Annotated in this window: 12 protein-coding genes, 34 tRNA genes and 6 pseudogenes; 9 read left to right on the top strand and 43 right to left on the bottom strand. The window is 67.5% G+C overall.

Annotation, left to right across the window (positions count from 1 at the left end):
• Positions 1–47 precede the first annotated feature (47 nt).
• Positions 48–626: a hypothetical protein gene (locus tag E1182_RS30990; protein WP_207921318.1), complete on the top strand. Its 579-nt coding sequence runs from the start codon at positions 48–50 to the stop codon at positions 624–626.
• Positions 627–845: 219 nt separating this feature from the next.
• Complete coding sequence (locus E1182_RS08630) at positions 846–1331, top strand: DUF1772 domain-containing protein (RefSeq protein ID WP_132262724.1); 486 nt, start codon at positions 846–848, stop codon at positions 1329–1331.
• A gap of 172 nt (positions 1332–1503) precedes the next feature.
• Here the strand turns inward: E1182_RS08630 and E1182_RS32710 are convergent, their stop codons facing one another.
• A complete protein-coding gene (locus tag E1182_RS32710; RefSeq protein WP_132262722.1) occupies positions 1504–1701 on the bottom strand; it encodes a DDE-type integrase/transposase/recombinase in 198 nt (65 codons plus the stop codon).
• A 378-nt stretch (positions 1702–2079) separates the two neighbouring features.
• Positions 2080–2271: pseudogene (locus E1182_RS08620) on the bottom strand (DNA polymerase beta superfamily protein); the annotation flags it as partial.
• Positions 2272–2470: 199 nt separating this feature from the next.
• On the opposite strand from E1182_RS08620, the gene E1182_RS08615 reads away from it, so the two are divergent.
• From E1182_RS08615 to E1182_RS08600, 4 genes and pseudogenes are all read left to right on the top strand, one after another.
• Positions 2471–2866 carry a GntR family transcriptional regulator gene (locus E1182_RS08615; RefSeq protein ID WP_132262720.1) on the top strand — a complete coding sequence of 132 codons (396 nt, stop codon included), beginning with the start codon at positions 2471–2473 and terminating at the stop codon, positions 2864–2866.
• Positions 2863–3762, top strand: a complete 900-nt coding sequence (locus E1182_RS08610) for an ABC transporter ATP-binding protein (RefSeq protein WP_132262718.1) — start codon at positions 2863–2865, stop codon at positions 3760–3762. The genes E1182_RS08615 and E1182_RS08610 overlap by 4 nt, the downstream gene beginning before the upstream one ends.
• Positions 3759–4736, top strand: coding sequence for an ABC transporter permease subunit (locus E1182_RS08605; RefSeq protein WP_132262716.1), 978 nt, complete (start codon positions 3759–3761; stop codon positions 4734–4736). The genes E1182_RS08610 and E1182_RS08605 overlap by 4 nt, the downstream gene beginning before the upstream one ends.
• 622 nt (positions 4737–5358) lie before the next feature.
• Positions 5359–5608: pseudogene (locus tag E1182_RS08600) on the top strand (DUF4440 domain-containing protein); the annotation flags it as partial.
• A gap of 175 nt (positions 5609–5783) precedes the next feature.
• Here E1182_RS08600 and E1182_RS08595 read toward each other — a convergent pair.
• Positions 5784–6347, bottom strand: coding sequence for a TetR/AcrR family transcriptional regulator (locus tag E1182_RS08595; protein ID WP_207921317.1), 564 nt, complete (start codon positions 6345–6347; stop codon positions 5784–5786).
• Positions 6348–6407: 60 nt separating this feature from the next.
• Here E1182_RS08595 and E1182_RS08590 point away from each other — a divergent pair, with 60 nt between their 5' ends.
• Positions 6408–7124: an alpha/beta fold hydrolase gene (locus E1182_RS08590; protein ID WP_132262712.1), complete on the top strand. Its 717-nt coding sequence runs from the start codon at positions 6408–6410 to the stop codon at positions 7122–7124.
• A 357-nt stretch (positions 7125–7481) separates the two neighbouring features.
• A pseudogene (locus E1182_RS08585) lies at positions 7482–7592 on the top strand (IS5/IS1182 family transposase); the annotation flags it as partial.
• Between the two features lie 328 nt (positions 7593–7920).
• On the opposite strand, the gene E1182_RS08580 reads toward E1182_RS08585, so the two are convergent.
• Entirely contained in the window at positions 7921–8577 is a 657-nt protein-coding gene (locus tag E1182_RS08580) for a DsbA family oxidoreductase (protein ID WP_132262710.1), read from the bottom strand.
• A gap of 97 nt (positions 8578–8674) precedes the next feature.
• Positions 8675–10273, bottom strand: coding sequence for an MFS transporter (locus E1182_RS08575; protein ID WP_132262769.1), 1599 nt, complete (start codon positions 10271–10273; stop codon positions 8675–8677).
• Positions 10274–11679: 1406 nt separating this feature from the next.
• Between E1182_RS08575 and E1182_RS08565 the strand changes: the two are divergent.
• Positions 11680–12021: pseudogene (locus tag E1182_RS08565) on the top strand (NUDIX domain-containing protein); the annotation flags it as partial.
• A gap of 76 nt (positions 12022–12097) precedes the next feature.
• Here E1182_RS08565 and E1182_RS08560 read toward each other — a convergent pair.
• From E1182_RS08560 to E1182_RS08400, 38 genes and pseudogenes are all read right to left on the bottom strand, one after another.
• Positions 12098–12168, bottom strand: a tRNA-Cys gene (locus E1182_RS08560).
• A 37-nt stretch (positions 12169–12205) separates the two neighbouring features.
• Positions 12206–12279 (bottom strand) — tRNA-Arg (locus E1182_RS08555).
• Positions 12280–12284: 5 nt separating this feature from the next.
• Positions 12285–12368, bottom strand: a tRNA-Tyr gene (locus tag E1182_RS30985).
• Positions 12369–12444, bottom strand: a tRNA-His gene (locus E1182_RS08550).
• Between the two features lie 20 nt (positions 12445–12464).
• A tRNA-Val gene (locus tag E1182_RS08545) sits at positions 12465–12537 on the bottom strand.
• A 5-nt stretch (positions 12538–12542) separates the two neighbouring features.
• Positions 12543–12629, bottom strand: a tRNA-Ser gene (locus tag E1182_RS30980).
• A gap of 4 nt (positions 12630–12633) precedes the next feature.
• Positions 12634–12707, bottom strand: a tRNA-Asn gene (locus tag E1182_RS08540).
• A 1-nt stretch (position 12708) separates the two neighbouring features.
• Positions 12709–12782 (bottom strand) — tRNA-Glu (locus tag E1182_RS08535).
• A 4-nt stretch (positions 12783–12786) separates the two neighbouring features.
• Positions 12787–12858 (bottom strand) — tRNA-Val (locus E1182_RS08530).
• 2 nt (positions 12859–12860) lie between these two features.
• Positions 12861–12936 (bottom strand) — tRNA-Met (locus tag E1182_RS08525).
• A 2-nt stretch (positions 12937–12938) separates the two neighbouring features.
• Positions 12939–13010: transfer RNA gene (locus tag E1182_RS08520), tRNA-Lys, on the bottom strand.
• A 9-nt stretch (positions 13011–13019) separates the two neighbouring features.
• A tRNA-Arg gene (locus E1182_RS08515) sits at positions 13020–13092 on the bottom strand.
• A gap of 4 nt (positions 13093–13096) precedes the next feature.
• Positions 13097–13170, bottom strand: a tRNA-Lys gene (locus E1182_RS08510).
• 1 nt (position 13171) lies between these two features.
• Positions 13172–13260 (bottom strand) — tRNA-Ser (locus tag E1182_RS30975).
• Between the two features lie 316 nt (positions 13261–13576).
• Positions 13577–14134, bottom strand: coding sequence for a dihydrofolate reductase family protein (locus E1182_RS08505; RefSeq protein WP_132262708.1), 558 nt, complete (start codon positions 14132–14134; stop codon positions 13577–13579).
• A 56-nt stretch (positions 14135–14190) separates the two neighbouring features.
• Positions 14191–14263, bottom strand: a tRNA-Arg gene (locus E1182_RS08500).
• Position 14264: 1 nt separating this feature from the next.
• A tRNA-Ile gene (locus tag E1182_RS08495) sits at positions 14265–14343 on the bottom strand.
• Position 14344: 1 nt separating this feature from the next.
• Positions 14345–14431 (bottom strand) — tRNA-Ser (locus E1182_RS08490).
• Between the two features lie 5 nt (positions 14432–14436).
• A tRNA-Asp gene (locus E1182_RS08485) sits at positions 14437–14511 on the bottom strand.
• A gap of 25 nt (positions 14512–14536) precedes the next feature.
• Positions 14537–14607, bottom strand: a tRNA-Ala gene (locus E1182_RS08480).
• Positions 14608–14679: 72 nt separating this feature from the next.
• A tRNA-Leu gene (locus tag E1182_RS08475) sits at positions 14680–14763 on the bottom strand.
• A gap of 1 nt (position 14764) precedes the next feature.
• Positions 14765–14840, bottom strand: a tRNA-Met gene (locus tag E1182_RS08470).
• A gap of 80 nt (positions 14841–14920) precedes the next feature.
• Positions 14921–14996: transfer RNA gene (locus E1182_RS08465), tRNA-Thr, on the bottom strand.
• A gap of 1 nt (position 14997) precedes the next feature.
• Positions 14998–15075, bottom strand: a tRNA-Leu gene (locus E1182_RS08460).
• Positions 15076–15081: 6 nt separating this feature from the next.
• Positions 15082–15153: transfer RNA gene (locus E1182_RS08455), tRNA-Gln, on the bottom strand.
• Positions 15154–15189: 36 nt separating this feature from the next.
• A pseudogene (locus tag E1182_RS08450) lies at positions 15190–15429 on the bottom strand (HNH endonuclease); the annotation flags it as partial.
• A gap of 34 nt (positions 15430–15463) precedes the next feature.
• A tRNA-Gly gene (locus E1182_RS08445) sits at positions 15464–15537 on the bottom strand.
• Position 15538: 1 nt separating this feature from the next.
• Positions 15539–15614 (bottom strand) — tRNA-Thr (locus E1182_RS08440).
• A gap of 11 nt (positions 15615–15625) precedes the next feature.
• A tRNA-Leu gene (locus E1182_RS08435) sits at positions 15626–15701 on the bottom strand.
• Between the two features lie 13 nt (positions 15702–15714).
• A tRNA-Gln gene (locus E1182_RS08430) sits at positions 15715–15791 on the bottom strand.
• Between the two features lie 4 nt (positions 15792–15795).
• Positions 15796–15871 (bottom strand) — tRNA-Gly (locus E1182_RS08425).
• A 16-nt stretch (positions 15872–15887) separates the two neighbouring features.
• Positions 15888–15961 (bottom strand) — tRNA-Glu (locus tag E1182_RS08420).
• A gap of 46 nt (positions 15962–16007) precedes the next feature.
• Positions 16008–16080 (bottom strand) — tRNA-Phe (locus E1182_RS08415).
• A 54-nt stretch (positions 16081–16134) separates the two neighbouring features.
• Positions 16135–16207: transfer RNA gene (locus E1182_RS08410), tRNA-Ala, on the bottom strand.
• Position 16208: 1 nt separating this feature from the next.
• Positions 16209–16284 (bottom strand) — tRNA-Pro (locus E1182_RS30970).
• Between the two features lie 109 nt (positions 16285–16393).
• A tRNA-Trp gene (locus E1182_RS08405) sits at positions 16394–16466 on the bottom strand.
• Between the two features lie 76 nt (positions 16467–16542).
• Entirely contained in the window at positions 16543–16674 is a 132-nt protein-coding gene (locus tag E1182_RS32705; protein WP_256370823.1) for a hypothetical protein, read from the bottom strand.
• A 102-nt stretch (positions 16675–16776) separates the two neighbouring features.
• Positions 16777–16894 (bottom strand): annotated as a pseudogene (locus E1182_RS08400) (IS5/IS1182 family transposase); the annotation flags it as partial.

The following is a 16894-nucleotide window of genomic DNA, read 5'->3' as shown; positions in this document are numbered from 1 at the left end:
CAAGGCATGCGCGGCTGTTGCGTTCCGCGTGGTACCAACGGGCGACGATGCTGTACCGACTCCGAGGAGCCAGGCTTATGCGGGACATCGCATTCACCACAGGTTCACGGGTTTTCGTCCCGGTCGACCACCTGCACGCCGTCGACCAGCGCGCCGAGACTCAACGACAGATGAAGGCCCCGATCGTCACCGCCCCCGACGAACTACGCGCCCAATGGCGCAACCTGAACATCACGAAGCTGATCGCCACCTGCGCGGATCTGCAACCCGACCAAGGTGACGCGGCCATCCCAGCCGTCGCCGTCGCGCTTCGCTCGCTGGCCCGCCGCCACCAGCACCTATCCACCGAGATCGCCAACCTCGACGAACTACTTGATCCACTGGTCGCCGCCATCAACCCGGCCCTGCTGGCCGTGAACGGCGTCGGACCCGACGTCACCGGGCAGCTGTTGGTTAACCGCGTCGTACTCGTCCGGCTGCGATGGGACCCACGCACCCGTGACCACATGCAGCGACGCACCAGGGAAGGCATGTCCAAGAAAGAGATCATCCGCTGCCTCAAGCGCTGCGTCGCCCGCGAGCTCTACCAGCTCATCACAGCAAACGATCTTCAACTCGCGGCTTGACATCTATAGGAGCATCTTTGCCGGGGCCCTGATCAGCCCCCGCAGGAGCGGCGACATCGTCGCCGCCGCGCTACATCTGACCCATTTCGAACACAAGTACCTACCGCAAAGTCGCTGAGATCACTTCATTAACCTCCTCGCACACTGTTGGACGATGGAACATGGATGAGCGACTTTCAGCCATTGCTCGTCTGTCGACGATCGTATTGAATCTTTGATATGGAACAGGTACGCATCGCGGTCCTTGCCGCCGCCACGCTCTTCGTCGGACTATCCGCCGGCGTGTTCTTCACGTACTCGACCTCGGTGATGCTGGCCCTGCGCCAGACCGAAGACCGTGTGCTCATCGACGTTATGCAGAAGGTCAACGTCGTCATCCTCAACGGCTGGTTCCTCACCGCCTACGTCGGCGCCCTCGTACTCGCCATCGTCGCGGTCGTCCTGCACCGCGGCCCGGAATACCGCGCCATGTTCCCCTGGCTGCTCGCGGCGACGGTGCTGTACGCCATCCTGTTTGCCGTCACGGCGTTCGTGAGCGCTCCGCTGAACTACCGTCTGGACCGGGCCGGCCCGGTCGCGGACATGGCCGACCCGGCCGCAGTCCGCGCCGCCTTCGAAGCGACCTGGAACCGCTGGAACCTGGTCCGCACGCTCGCCGGCGCCGCATCCCTGCTGACCCTGGCCATGGCCCTGCTCAAACGCTGACTGCCACGCGGCGTCCTCGGTGTACCTGGTGGAGAGGAGATCTGCGATGCTCAGTAAGCGATCCGTGATCCTCGATGTATACCGTGACGGGGTCGACATTGGCCAAGAAGCCGCGGAGGCGCTGTTGCATTGGCGGACCGGTGGGCATGTGGAGCCGTGTTAGTGGCGCTGGTCAGATCGCTTGGGCGAGTTCAGTGAACGCGGCGGCCACCCGGGTCGCGGGTGGGGCGTCGGTGGCGAGTTCGTAGTGTCCGCGTCGGAGGTTCTGCACGACGGCGTGGCTGGTGACGATCGTCTGGGCGGCGCGGTCGGAACGGAGTCCGCGTATCGGGCTGAGCTGGTGCTTGAATTGGCTGTGGTCGGCCTCGATCGGATTGCCGCACGCTCAGGTACTTGTAGAGCGGAGCGAAGACCAGTTCCTCGCGCTGAAGCAAAGTCATGATTGCTCCCTTGCTGTAAGCCGTCGGGGAGCAGCGGTCACCCATACGTGGCCGCTGCTTCACAACGTGCCGGCTACTGTGCTTGTGGCCGGTTCTACTTCTACCCCGCGGCGGCCGTGTCCCCGACGGCGCCGGCTGAGGCGGCCTTGGCGCTGGTCCGAGCTGGCGGCTGGGTAGATTCCCTGCCTGTGCCTTGTGTAGAGCCTCGAGGTCTGCCTCGAATCCGGGTCCGGTTGGTGGGTTCAGCCCAGGCGGGTACGTACAAGCAGGTCGTGTAGGGCGCCCACGGCTGCCGGGTCTTTCTCGTCTACCGCGGTGGTCACGACCACCAGCGGTGACAGCAGCTGTTCCAGGACGTACCCGTTGCGGCTGGTCAACAGCTTGGCGAACTTCAGCAGGTCATGGCTGACCACGTCCAGCTCGATTCCGTCACGCACGCCGGTGTACTGCAACGTCTGTGGCCCGGTACGCAAACCGACCACCTCCGTCGGCGACAGTAGGTCCACGCGGCCAGCCGCCTCATCGCGTACATCGCCGGTCCGTTGTCACTGTCGCCGCCGCGCCCCGACCGCGCGGGTACCCGCGCGGTCGGGGCGCGGCGTGCGCCCGGATCCGGTGCCGGTCGTGCGGGCGTGTCGGCTCTCTTGACCGCCAACTTGCTGCTTTACTATGGTACTAGTAAAGCAGCAAGGGGCTACCGTGTTCGTCTTCCGGCTCGACACCCACTCCGGCGTGCCGCCGTACCTGCAACTCGTCCAGCAAGTCCGTCAGGCGGTGCTGCTGGGCTTTCTCCAACCCGGTGACCGCCTCCCGCTCATCCGCGAGGTGGTCGAGGACCTGGCGATCAATCCGAACACCGTCGCCAAGGCGTACCGGCAGATGGAGCAGGAGAACCTGGTCACCGGCCGGCCCGGCCAGGGCACGTTCGTCAATGAGCAGCAGTCGGCCGTGATGTCGGCATCGACGTACACGTCGCTGCGCCGCGGCCTGGCGACCTGGCTGCGCCGCGCCTACGCGGCCGGCCTCGACGAGCAGGCGGTCAACGCGCTTTTTACTTCCGTCCACCAGCAGACGAGGAATGAGGAAGTGGCGTGACAGCGACCGAGTTCGCGCTGCGCACCGACGGTGTGGGCAAGCGGTACCGGAGGGGCTGGGCGCTGCGCGACTGCACCCTGGCCCTGCCGGCGGGCGGCGTGATCGCCCTGGTCGGGCCGAACGGCGCGGGCAAGACCACGCTGCTGCGCCTGGTCGTCGGGTTGCTGGCACCGAGCACCGGCACGGTGGAGGTCCTCGGCCACGACGTCACCGCCAGCACCCCGCAAACTCTGTCCCGGGTCGGGTTCCTGGCCCAGGACCACCCGCTGTACAAGCGCTTCACCGTCGCCGAGATGCTCCGCTTCGGCCGGGCCTGCAACCTGCGGTTCGACCAGGGGCTGGCCGAGCGCCGGCTGGCGAAGCTGGGCATTCCGCTCGACCGCAGGGCCGGTACGCTCTCCGGCGGGCAGCAGGCCCAGGTCGCGTTGGCTCTGGCCCTGGCGAAGCGGCCGGACCTGCTCGTCCTCGACGAGCCGGTGGCCAGCCTCGACCCGCTGGCCCGGCACGAGTTCCTGCAGGTCCTCATGGGCGCGGTGGCCGAAGGCGGGGTGACCGTCCTGTTCTCCTCCCACGTCGTGCACGAGCTGGAGCGCGTCTGCGACCACCTGGTCGTGCTTAACCACGGCCGGGTCACGCTCACCGGTGACATCGACACCCTCCTCGCCGAGCACCGGCTGCTCGTCGGCCCGCGCACGGCCACCGACCTCGACCGGGCCGGCGCCGTCGTGGAGGCCGTCCACAGCGACCGGCACACGACCCTGCTGGTACGCGACGGCGCGATCCCGGCCGCGCCTGGGTGGCAGGCCCAGCCGGTCGCGCTGGAGGACCTGGTGCTGGCGTACCTGCGCCGGCCGTCCGAGCCGAGCGCCGCGGTCACGTCGGGGGTGGCGGCATGACGTGGTTGATCTGGCGCCAGCACCGGACCGAGGTCTGCGTCCTGGGTCTGCTTGTCGGCATGTTCGGCATTGCCCTGCTCGTGCTCGGGACGCAGGCCCACGACCTGTTCCCCGGCGGTCCCGCCCGGTGTGCGGGAGAGGCCGGTATCAACGAGGCCTGCGCGGCCTCCTTCCGCCGGCTCGACGAGGAGTACGGGTACGTCGAGAACCTTTTGGCCTGCTTCTATCTGGTCCCTGTCGTCATCGGTGCGTTCCTCGGTGCGCCGCTGCTCGCGCGCGAACTGGAGGACGGCACCTGGCAGCTCGCCTGGACGCAGGCCGTGCCGCGGATGCGCTGGCTGGCGGCCAAGCTCGCGGCACTGGCCGGCGTCACCGTCACGCTCACCGGGATGTTCACCGCGGTGCTCACCTGGTTCCGTCAGCCATTCGACGCGTGGGAAGGGCGCTTCCAGTACGACGCCTTCGACCTGGAGGGACTTGTTCCGGTGGCGTACGCGCTGTTCGCGTTCGGCGTCGCCACCGCCGCGGGGGCGATCCTGCGGCGCAGCCTGCCCGCGTTCGGCGTCGCGTTCGGGGCGTTCCTCGCCGCCCGGATGTCGGTGGCGCTGTTGGCCCGTCCCGCGTACGCCACCCCGCTCACCACCATGGAGCCGGTCCCCGTCGGCGGCTCGAAGGACCAGGCGGGGCACCGGCCCGTGCCCAGCTTCGCTGACTGGGTGATCGAACACGGCTACGCAGACGCCACCGGGCGCAGGCTGAGCTGGACCGAGTACTACGAGCTGGAGGGTGCCGCCAACCGGGCCGGCACCAATTTCAACCAGTTCCTGCACGCGCGGGGCATCCAGCAGTTCGGGGTCTACCACCCGGCCGACCGGTTCTGGACGTTCCAGCTCATCGAGGCGGCCCTGTTCGTCGCCGTCGCGGCGGTCCTGATCGGTGTGGTGGTGTGGCGGGTACGGCGCCGTATGATCTAGTGCCCTGACCACAAACGTTCACGGTTTTCGTTGACACGCTGTTCGGCTTGTCGGCCGGGCGGCGTGTCGACGTTCACGCTGGCAGAGCTGGGCTTCCCCGGGGGTGTGGAGACCGGGTTATGCCGCGATCGGTAGCAGCGTAGTGGGTTCGAGGGTTCGTTCGTACTCGGCGGGGCTGCGGTAGCCGAGGGCGGAGTGGCGACGACGGCCGCGTCGAGCGCGTTGATGACGAGGTCGGTACGCATGTGGGTGTTCAGTGACGAGCCGTAGGTGCCGCCCGACGCGGCGTGCACTGCCGTGATCTGCGCGGCCAGGACATCCTCGGCGGCCCGCGCCACCCGGGTCGGCTCGGCGGCGATCCACCGGTAGAAAACCCCGAGCGGGACACCGCCAACAGCCGGCACAGCCGCTTGACGCCGACGTCGGCGCGGTGGGCGGAGGTGAACCGAAAGCGGCTGGTCACCGATCCATCTCCTTGGCGAAATAGGCGGCTGCCTTGCGCAGGATCTCCTTCTCGACCTGCAATTCGGCGACCTGCCGACGCAGTCGGGCGATCTCGGCGTCCTTGGCCGCCACCGACAACCCGCCGCCGGGACCGAACCCGACGTCTGATGCTCGTGCTGTCAGCGGCGCCGCCAGGGCGGCGGTCAACCAGCGCTTCCTCGATCTGGGCCTGCCGATCGACATGCGTCCACGGCACGCCTACGTGGCCGACGATATCGCCCTACTGATCGTCGACTGGACGATCGACGACCAGGACACCGACGGGCAGCATGTGCACCTGGAAGGCCGCTACCGACGTGGCACGCCGCGGGCCCGATGGCTACTGGCGGTACGTCTTCGGCAATCCATGTGGCACGGCGAGGTTGTAGGTCCGGCGTCGGCGGTTCGGGTGGGAATGCCCAACGACAACAAGGTGAGCGGAATCCCGACCTCTCGGCGCTGTAGCACAACGCTGCGATCCAACGCCCTGTCATGCCGCAGGGAGCAACCGGATCTGCCGAAGTGAGCGCGGCGGGTCGACCATCGCGTGGCGTGGGGTCGCTGTCATAGGGCGATTCCCGCAAGTAACACGGACGTCAGCTTTGCTGCGTAGCCTTCCTCGATTGGAAGCTGACGCAGTACAAGCCGGACCCAGACCGCGCCCGCGAGTGCGTCCATGATGAGCATCGGGTCGGCGTCGGCAGCCAGTTCGCCACGTTGCGCGGCGCGTGTGAAGATCGGCAGTTCGGCGGCGAGACGATCGGCGAAGAAGGTTCGCGCGTACGCCGCGAGTTCCGGGTTCTGTGCGGCGGCGCCGAACGCGGCGACCGCGACGGCGGCCGATGGTGGCTCGGTGAGCAGTCTGACCAGTGCCTGTGTGAGGGCGGTCAGGTCGCCGTGCAGGCTGCCGGTGTCTGGCGCGGTGAAGCGCAACAGGGGTGCGTCGATCAGCGCCGCGCCGAGCAGCGCGGCCTTGGACGGCCACCAGCGGTAGATCGTGGTCTTGTTCACGCCAGCGCGCTCGGCGACGCCCTCGATCGTGAGCCGTTCGTAGCCCCGTTCGGTGAGCAGGTGCAGGGTCGCGTCGAGGATTTCCGCGGTTCGTCGTGGTCCGCTTCCGTTGGTCACACCAGACAGCCTACGCTAGGGTGCAACGCAACGTTGCGTTGCACTAATGGAGGTGGCGTCATGGTCGAGGACGGCTCGATCCCTACGGTCTTCGTCCACGGCATCCGGGTCTCGGGCAGCATGTGGGGGCCGGTCGCCGCACTCGTTGACGGCCGGACCGCCGCGCCGGACCTGCCCGGCCATGGCGCGAGGTATACCGAGCGGTTCACCACGCAGGGCGCGGTCGAGGCGATCGTGGCTGCCATTGACGAGGTGGGCGGTCGGGCTGTGATGGTCGGGCACTCGCTCGGCGGCTTCCTGGCGATCGCCACCGCCGGCCGACACCCCGAGCGGGTCGCGGCCCTCGTTGCCGGCGGCTGCACCATCCGGCCACGCGGACCGTTCTTGTCCGCGTACCGGCTCATGGCCCGGTTCGCGGCAAGCAGTCCGGCGGTCGCCGACCAGCTCAGCGCGCGCGGATTCCGGCGGGCGCTGCCAGTTCCGATCGCCGAGGCTATGATCGCTGGCGGCGTACGCTGCGCGGTGATGCCCGAGGTCGTCGCGGCGATATCCGAGTTGGACCCGATCGCAGATCTCCGCCGTTATCCGGGACCCGTGCTGCTGTTCAACGGCGCCCGTGACCCGTTCCGCGCGGACGAGCGACGATTTCTGGCCGCCGCGCCAAACGCCCGCCTCGCGCTCGTCCCGCGCCGCGGCCACATCAGCATCATGGCCGAGACAACCGTGCTCGCCGGACTCGTCACCACCGCGGCCGCATCGGCAGTACCAGCCCCGTAGCGATTCCACGCAACAGCCGAGATCCCGAACGTGGCCAGAACCGCCAGACCAAGGCCAGACTGGTCAACGGACGCTACGCGCGTCGACTGGCCGCCCCGGCGCTGGAAAATATTGACGAGCCGCGATGACGGAATAGCGCGAAGTCGACCCTCGCCACATCGAGTCATGGGTCTTGTCCGGATCTGCTCCCGTCCGAGCGCGGTGGCCGCCCGGCGGCGCGTTCGACTCGATCAGCTCTCGCGGAGCTGTCGGAACAGCCGACGTCCGTGAAGCCCCACGCGATGTGGACGCGATACCCCAGTGCCGTAAGACCCGGGCAATCTTCGCGGCGCTGCCTGGACTGGCGGAGTGGACACTGATCACGCCGGCCGGCTGCTGGCTCTGGCCCCGGTGCGCCGGCGTCGGGTTGGCCAGATTAGCATCGTCGACGGCACCCTGGTCCCGACCCGGGACCACCGGCTGGCCGCATGTCGCGGGGTTTGATGGTCGCGATCAGCGCACGTGCCTGCCGTGCGGACAAGAATTGCTTTGCCTGTCATAGCCGATATGGTCGGTGAGCTCACCATCGAGCGCGGCCCCAGCACCCGCTTGGTCAGCTGCTGCAACAGCCCGCCCTCACCGGCAACCTGCAGGCCCGAGGTCCGGACCTGCTCAACCAGCCGGCCGATCAGGTCGTCGTCCACCCCGGCTGGCCGCCCCGGGTCCTGCTTCTTTGCCACCGCGGCAGTATCCAGGGCGTCAGTGGGCACGTCATCAGATGCGTCTCCTTGATCAGGAGTTCACACCCTTCTTTCTTTCACACTCCCGGTTGACCCGGCCCCACTCCTCCAGGAATGACAGACAGGGTGCCGGAGGAGCGCAGTGCCGTCTCGTACGTCTTCTCCGGCTGCGCCCCGATCAGCGAGGGCCCGTCGTTGACGGAGATCCGCGGCACCGAACCGATGCCGCGGGTGCGGACGCGGGCGAGCTCGGCGTGCAGCTCGGCGGCGGATGCGTCATTCGCCGTGACACCGGTCTCGGCGGCCAGCCGGTCCAGGACGGGGACCTCGGCGATGTTCAGGCCGTCGGTGAAGTGGGCCCGGAACAACCGCTCGACCATGGGCTCGGCCAGGCCGCGCGCCGCCGCGGACGCGATGAGGCGGTGCGCCTCGAAGGTGTCGGCTGCCAGCGCCCGTCCGTAGTCGAGCGTCACGCCGTCGTGCACCGCGTCCGCGGCCGCCTGCTCGGTCTCCGCCACGACGTGCCCGCCGAACCTCTCGGCGAGTACCTCGAGGAGCGGTTCCCCGGTGAAGCCCGCGTCGGGGGCAAGCTGGAAGGGACGGAAGACGACCTCCACCTCGCCCCCGTCGGCCCGCACTCGCTCGATCGCGCGCCTTAGCCGCACGTACCCGACGTACGACGCCGCGCAGATGACATCCAGAACGACTTCGACCCTGGTGATCCTGCGGTTCAAGTGCTCCATGGTGCGTGCCTCCAGCTCTCGGTGGCCGGCGCGGCAGGCCGTTGGTCCGCCCCGCCGATGGTCTTACGGATGGTTGACCTTCGGAGCCTCAGGCCCCGGTCGCGATCTTGGCGCTGTGCAGAGCGGACTGCCGTGACACTGCGTTCAGGCCGCCGTCCTCGGCCTGCTCGTGGCCGGCGGCTCCCGGCTTGACCCCTCGCAGCAGAGTCGCTGCCAGGACCGCGAGGAGAACAGCCATCCCGACACTGACCACTGCCGTCACCTGCAGCCCGAGGACGAAGGCCTCGCGGGCGGCGGTGAGCAACTCCGCGCCGGCCTGTCCGGAGAGTTTCCCGGCCACCGCCACGGCGCCACCGAGCGACTCGCGCGCCGCCTCGTCGCTTACACCGGCCGGCATGGTGTCGCCGATCTCTGTGCGGTAGACACCGAAGCCGATGCTGCCGAGGACCGCGATTCCCAGCCCGGAACCCAGCTCGGTGCTGGTCTCGGAGATCGCCGACGCCGCACCGGCACGCTCGGGCGGAGCCGCGCCGACGATCAGGTCGGTGCCGAGGGCCGCCATTGGCCCGATGCCCGCACCCATCAGGACCGATGCCGTCACCAGAGTCCCCAGTCCGGTGTCCGCGCTGACCAGGGTGAGCATCGCCAGGCCGACGGCCGCGACGACCAGACCTCCCGCGATGACGAAACCCGGACGGAACTTTGCCGCGAGAACCGGTGCCGTCATGGCGCCGGCCATCAGCCCGGCCGCGTTGGGCAGCGACCAGAGGCCAGCCTGCAGCGGGGACAGTCCGTGCACCAACTGGAGGTATTGCAGCGTGAAGAGCTGTGAGCCGGCCATCACGAGAATGCCGACGGTGAGAAGAACTGCTGAGACGCTGAACGTGCGTTCGCGGAACAGTTCGAGGTCGACCAGCGGGTCGGCGAGCGTCTTTTGCCGACGGATGAAGAAGGCTCCGATGATCAGGCCGAGCACCATGACGGTGACGCTCTGCCAGCCGACGCCGTGTTCGGCTATCAACTTGAGGCTGTAGACGATCGTCAGTACGGCGATCAGGGACAACAGAACGCTGACGATGTCCAGCCGGCCGGCGCCGCGGTCACGGTGCTCCGGCAGCAGCACCGGACCGAGTAGCAGAAGAATCACCATGACCGGGACGCCGATCAGGAACGCCGAGCCCCACCAGAAGTGGTCGAGCAGGAACCCGCCGAGCAGCGGGCCGAGGGCGCCACCCACCGCGAAGCAGGTCATCCAGACACTGATGGCGACCGTGCGCTGTGCCGCGTCGTGAAACATGTTGCGGATCAGTGAAAGGGTCGAAGGCATCAGCGTTGCGCCGGCGACACCGAGCAGCGCGCGGGTCACTACGAGCATCTCGGCGCTGGTGGAGAACGCGGCGAGCACCGAGGCCGCGCCGAAGGCGGCGGCGCCGATCAGCAGCAACTTCCGCCGCCCGATCCTGTCGCCGAGTGTTCCCATCGTGATCAGCAAACCGGCGACGAGGAAGCCGTAGATGTCCATGATCCACAGCATCTGTGAGGTGCTCGGTTGCAGGTCCGCTGTGAGCGCAGGCACCGCCAGGTGCAGGACGGTCATGTCCATCGCGATCAGCAGTGTCGGCATCGCCAGCACTGCCAATCCGATCCACTCTTTTCGGCTCGCGCGAGCCGCGACTACGGAGGTCATGAGGTTTCCTGTCTCTGGGGCGGGATAACTGGCCTGCTGCGTCATGAACGCTAAAATATGAACCGCACTTGAGGTCAACTCCCGCCTGCGCCAGCCCTGGGCGATCTCGTATTGGCTCTCGGCGAGGACCTCCTTCGGTCGCCCTGGATGTCCCTCGAGCAGGCAGCGAGCCCACATTTTGTGAAAGTCCGAAGAGCGGCAGGGCGGGCTCGTTGCCCGGCGACACCCCCACGTTCTGGGCGCTGATCCCACCACGGCCGGTAGCGCGGTGTGCGGAACTGCCTACTGGTAGCCACCGAGAGCATCATGCCGATCCGATACGCGCCAACGTCGCCCACCTCAAGCGGAAACCGCCGGAGCGGTCCGGACCACCTGCACCGAGGGTGCGGCTACCACTCGTGGACGTGCCCGCCGGACTCGACACCGCCTGTCGGCGTACGGCCTGAAGTGCAGAGTCCCGTACAGTTGACGTTAATTCCTGCGCTCAGTCGGGCCGCGACCCATGCGTAGCCGGGAACCGAGGATGCAAAAGCCCTCGGGCACTGCCCGAGGGCTTTTGCATTACGGGATTCTGCGACCGGCTGTTGCCGTCCCTGTTACCCGGCTCTGCTGATTTTCAGCAGTGCACTGCGCCTTTATAGGTGGCGACCGAGGTGTTCTCGTCCGTATAGGAGCGACCCACACGGAGCAGTTTGCAGGGGCTGTCGGACCCGTTGTTCCACACCAGCTTGATTTCGTAGTTCCAGGCGCAGTTGTTTTCGACCGTGACACTCTTCCAGAGGCCAGGAAGGCCCCCCTCCTCCCATACCTTGTCTATACAACTTATGTATGCCGATTTACCTGCGGGCTGGGCACTTGCGCTACCTGCTCCAGCAACCAGCAGGATTGCGGCCCCCGAGGCTGCAGTCAACGCTCTAAAGCCTGCTCGCACCTTCATCGCACCTCTTGGATTAGAAGATCGTTGGGTCGCAGGCAACAGTACACACGGGGTCGCGTCCACGGAAGTTGTTTACGACTTGCCCGTGATGGGCGTTTTGTGGCAGATGAGAGACGGCCACCGCGTCGATCCCTCAAGACGACCAAGTCAGAGAAGGAAGAGAGGCAGGAGGGCCGCCGTCACGCCTACAGCCAGACCACGCTGGCTCGTGGCCGCCCGCGCATGCGTGAACTGTTCGACGGTATGCGAGTCAAGCAGTACTTCGAGCGACATATTTGTTCCCCCGGTTATGGCGCGCTCGGGCGGGGCTGGATTGCTTGAGAAGCGGAGTCGAACGTCAGGTCACGGCTGCCGAATGGCAACTGCCCACCGGTGTCATACACGGCGATGCCCACGTGGAAATCTCCTCGCCGGCCGACTGTGTGACTTCGACTCCCTCGCCATCGGACCGCGCGATTGGAAGGGTCCCGTGACCGAACCCGCACCGCACCGCATGCCGGTCGACGTCCTCGTCCTCCTGCAACGCCCCGACGGCAGGATCCTGCTGACCGAGCGGGCCGGCGGCTTCTACCTGGCCGGCATGTGGGCCGTCCCGGGCGGCAAAGTCGACGCCGGCGAAGACGTCGTCGCCGCCGCGGCCCGCGAGGTACGGGAGGAAACCGGCGTCACCGTCACCCGCGACCAGCTCACCTTCATCGGGATCACCCACCACTGCCCACCGCACCTCGACTCCCGGATCGGCTTCGGCTTCCTCGCCACCGGCTGGAGCGGCGAACCCCGCAACGTCGAGCCCGACAAGTGCGCCCACCTCATGCCGACACACCGCCGAGGGTGTAGCAACGTTCCCGTCGACGTCGGCCGCGCGCTCGCCACAGTGGATGGCAGCGAGACCGGGACCGGAATCGAACCGGCGTGCGCCGCTTTGCAGGCGGCTTCCTCACCACTCGGACCCCCGATCAGCCGCGGCGCCGGCCGTCCGAGCCAGCGCCGGCAAGCGCCCACGGAGGGAGTCGAACCCCCGACAACCCGGCTCCGGAAGCCGGTGCTCTATCCGCTGAGCTACGCGGGCGTGCGGGGGAGTGGAGAGATTCGAACTCTCTGAGCGCGAACGCACCGGGGTTACAGCCCGGCCCACCTCGCCATCGGTGGCGCACTCCCTGGGGTGACTGGCGGGTACCGACCCCCGCGACCTCCCGGGCCACAACCGGGCGCTCTACCACTGAGCTACAGCCACAACTGCGGCCCGAAGGCCAGTACCCGCGCCGGGGATCGAACCCGGGTCCTCTCCGGTGTGAGCGGAGCGCTCGTTCCGCTGAGCTACGCGGACGTGCGCGGAAGGGGTGGGATTCGAACCCACGAGGAGGCTTTCGCCCCCTACGCCGTTTCCAATGGCGTCCCCGTGACCGCCGGGACCCCTCCAATGCTCCGACGACTGGACTCGAACCAGTACCTGTACGGATTAACAGTCCGCTGCCCTACCGATTGGGCGACGCCGGAATGGTCGCGCGTGCGGGACTCGAACCCGCTTCACCAGCTTGAAAGGCTAGGGGCCTACCCGTAACCGAACGCGCGTCTGTGCCGCGAGCTGGGATCGAACCAGCGACCTACGCCTTGTCGAGGCGTTGCTCTCCCGCTGAGCTACCGCGGCGGGAGCGGGACCGGGATTCGAACCCGGGAACCTCTGGGTTATGAGCCCAGCGCGCTTCCATGACTGCGCCATCCCGCAAGTGCCGCCGAGAGGAATCGAACCTCCGCAATCCGGATTAAAAGTCCGGAGCCCGGCCATCAGGCGCCGGCGGCATCGTGCTGCGCCCCGCGCTGGACTCGAACCAGCGACACCCGCTTTAGAAGAGCGGTGCTCTGTCCGCTGAGCTAGCGGGGCAATTTGGTACGCCGCCGGAGGATCGAACTCCGCTCCCCGGATTAAGAGTCCGGTGCTAAGCCACTCAGCTAGCGGCGCCTGGCGGTGGGGGAGGGAGTCGAACCCCCAAGGCATTGCGGCCCTGTCCGCTTTCGAGGCGGCGCCCGTCACCTATCGGATGGCCTCACCATGAGTCGGGCTGGCCGGATTCGTTATCTCTACTCTCGGAGCTCCACGGCAGCGCTTACTCAGCTCAGAGTCGCCAGCGTGAGGCGATCAACCCTTGCGCGATCTGCAACGGTTAACGCTCGCCCGCTTGGACTGCACGCCGACAGCGGGCATGGTGGACGGGCCATGATCCTCTGCGCCGCTGGCCGACATCCACGGAGCCCTCGACCGGATCTTCGAAGACGTCCTCGCCTTCGAGGAGTCGTTCGGCGCTGCGCGGCGAGTGCGAGCAGGACGCCGCGCTGCCGGTGAGCTGGCGGCGATGGACTCCTGTGATTCAGCGCGCGCGGCGGTAGTGCATGGCCACCACGCCGTTGCGGAGCGGCTCCGCCGAGAGCAGCTCGAGCTGGCGCGTGCCGGGCAGCCCGCCCTGGTACAGCGTCGGGCCGTGGCCGGCGATTCTGGGATGGACGAGCAGCTTGTACTCGTCGATCAGGTCCAGCCGGTCGAGCTCGTTCGCGAGCTTGCCGCTTCCGAGGAGGACCCCGGCCGGGGTCGCGTCCTTGAGCTTCTGCACGCCCTCGCGCAGATCGCCGGCGATGTGGTGGCTGTTGGGCCACGGGAAGTCCCTGCGCGTCGACGACACCACGTACTTGGGTTTGGCCTCCAGCTTGACCGCCCACTCGCGCATGGCCGGCGGCGCCTCCTCATCGCTGCGGGCGACGGCCGGCCAGTAGCTCTCCATCATCTCGTAGGTGACGCGACCCCACAGCATTGCCCCGCCCTCGTCCATGAGACGGGTGAAGAAGGCATGCGTCTCGTCGTCGGCGATCCCCTCCTGGTGGTCGACGCAACCGTCCAGGGTGAGGTTGAGGCTGAAGGTGAGGAGTCCCATGCCGGCGAGTCTATGCCGACGCGTCGGCAATGACCTGGCCTGCACTTCTTTTTGCGTGCCCCCGGCGCGATTCGAACGCGCGATCCCCAGATCCGTAATCTGATGCTCTATCCACTGAGCCACGGGGGCATGGTGTCGTCGGGTGGAGTTGAACCACCGCATCTCCCGGTTATCAGCCGGGTGCCTTAAACCAGCTTGGCCACGACGACATGGCGGAAGGTGAGGGACTCCAACACCCGACGGTGTGACCCGTTACGGATTAGCAACCCGTTGCCTTACCAACTCGGCCAACCTTCCATGCGCGCTGACGACGGGACTCGAACCCGCGAAACCCGCCGGCTGACAACCGGGTGCTCTGGGCGCTGAGCTACGCCAGCATGGGCCCGGCCAGCGGCCGGGAAGTGGAGACGAGGGGAGTCGAACCCCTGACCTCTGCATTGCGAAAGCAGCGCTACCACCTGCGCTACGTCCCCATGGCTTGGCCGTGCGGAGTCGAAACGGCTTCTCCCCGGGGGCGGCGGCTCCGCTCCGCCTTCGGCCTTGCGTGCGCTCGGGGGGAGTCGAACCCCCACGCCTTCCGGCACCGGCTTCTGAGACCGGCGTGTCTACCTGAGTTCCACCACGAGCGCGTGGTGCCGACGCCCGGTGTCGATCCGGGGGCCTGCCGGTTATGAGCCGGCCGCTCTACCACCTGAGCTACGTCGGCATGGAGAGCCAGCGGGGCGACTCGAACGCCCTACCTCGCCCTTACGAGGGGCGCGCACCGCCTGTCGTGCTGCGCTGGCGTGGAGCCGGCGACCGGACCCGAACCGGTTGCCTCCGAGGTACAAGGTCGGCGCTCTGCCTGGTGAGCTACGCCGGCTTGGTGCCCTCGGCCCGATTCGAACGGGCACTGTTGGCCGCCTCACGACCACGTCTCCTGCCAGTTGGACTACGAGGGCGTTGCGCTCCCAGGCCGGGATTCGAACCCAGCTCTCCGCATCCAGAGTGCGGCGTCTTACCGACTAGACGACCCGGGAAGGGCGGCCGGCGAGCCGCGGTCTCGCCGGCCAAGGTCAGCGCTGCATCATGCTCGACCAGGTGGGCGCCGCCGGCTGGAACCGAAGTTCCATGCCCGCCTCGGTGGGGGTCAGGTCGCCCTTGCGCTGGTTGCAGCCGTAGTACGCGCTGATCGTGTTCTGCCACGTGTTCCGTCCACCGCGGGAGCGGGGCACGATGTGGTCGACGGTGGTTGCCGGCGCGGGGCAGTAGCCGCACCGGTGGCCGTGACGGCGCAGCACGCCGCCCATGCTCCACCGGGCCTCCTTCCTGTCGTCTGCCGGTGGTTGTTGGAGCGGCTGGCCGGTTTCGAACCGGCGACCTCGACGTTGGCGACGTCGCGCTACCTGCTGAGCTACAACCGCATGGAGCCGCTGCGGGGAGTCGAACCCCGGACCTCTTCCGTACCAAGGAAGTGCTCTTCCACCTGAGCTACGGCGGCGTGGCTGAGGGTGCCCCGAGCGGGATTCGAACCCGCGCTGTGCGCGGTTTGAGCGCGCTGCCTCCTACCGAGTTGGGCTACCGGGGCGAGATTCCGCGCGCTCCGGGAGCAGGAATCGAACCTGCGTCTGTACCGGGATCCAAAGTCCCGTCGCCCCTGCCAACAGAGCACCCCGGATCGGTGGAGCGGCCGGCGGGCATCGAACCCGCTTCTCCGGTTTGGAAGACCGGCATGTCCGCCGAGTTCACCACGACCGCATGGCATCGTGCTGCGTAGGCCGTACGGGGCTCGAACCCGTAACCGCCTGGCTGAGTACCAGGTGAGCTGCCAGCTTGCTCCAACGGCCCATGGACGCGGCGGGAATCGCGGTCGCGCCCGCGAATCCGCCAACGTGCCCACCCCGGGGTCGAACCGGGAACCTCTCGGGCTTCACCCGAGCGCTCTACCACCTGAGCTTGACGGGCTTGCGGTGACACTTTCGTACCCGCGCCATCTTCGATGCGGTCACCAGGCGGGCCCGTGGAGCCGAGGGGACTCGAACCCCTGACCTTCGGCGTGCCACGCCGACGCCCTACCAGCTGAGCTACGGCCCCATGGTCCGGGACCGGGGTGTCGAACCCCGTGTCTCTCGCTCCCAAAGCGAGCGGGTCAGCCGTCTCCCTCGTCCCGGAGATGTTGCCGCCGGCCAGCCCGTGCAGGCGCCGGCCGGGGTCTTGCTTATGCCATCCACTGTGGAGTTGAGAATCAACAACGTCGCCGGCCGCAGCCGGGACGAAAAGCAGGGGCGGCAGGACTCGAACCTGCAGCCTTCGGTTTTGGAGACCGGTGCTCTACCAGTTGAGCTACGCCCCTATCAAGTTTTTTGCCGGGTAACGAAGAAGCCGCCCTATCCCTTGCGGGGTGGGCGGCTTCGCAGCTTGCGCTGACGCTATTCGCGCCGCCACCCCGGCTTCCAGTTCTGCTCGCTCGCGCACAGGCCGTGGGCTCGCCCGATCGAGGTCAGCACGACACCGCCGCGCGGCACGAACCGCGTGGATTCGGTGGAGACGTACTGCAACACGGGGAACTCCTCGGGTTGGTCCGGTTGACCTTGCCTTTTCAAGGTAAGCGCTGCGCCGCCGGGACAGCAACGGATATTCGGAGGCACGTTCATGAGCCCTTTTCATCCTGCGTAGCGGTTGGCTTCGACGTTGTGCAGAACGAGGATGGCCTGCACGATCGGGGTCGCTCGCCGTGGGCAGCAGCGCAGCTTGGTCAGGATCTTCCAGGTCTTGAGGGTG

Origin of the sequence: Micromonospora sp. KC721 (assembly GCF_004348355.1) — a bacterium.
Classification (GTDB): Bacteria; Actinomycetota; Actinomycetes; order Mycobacteriales; family Micromonosporaceae; genus Micromonospora.
The sequence above is the reverse complement of the archived record's forward strand: the minus strand, read 5'-3'. Positions and strand labels throughout refer to the sequence as shown.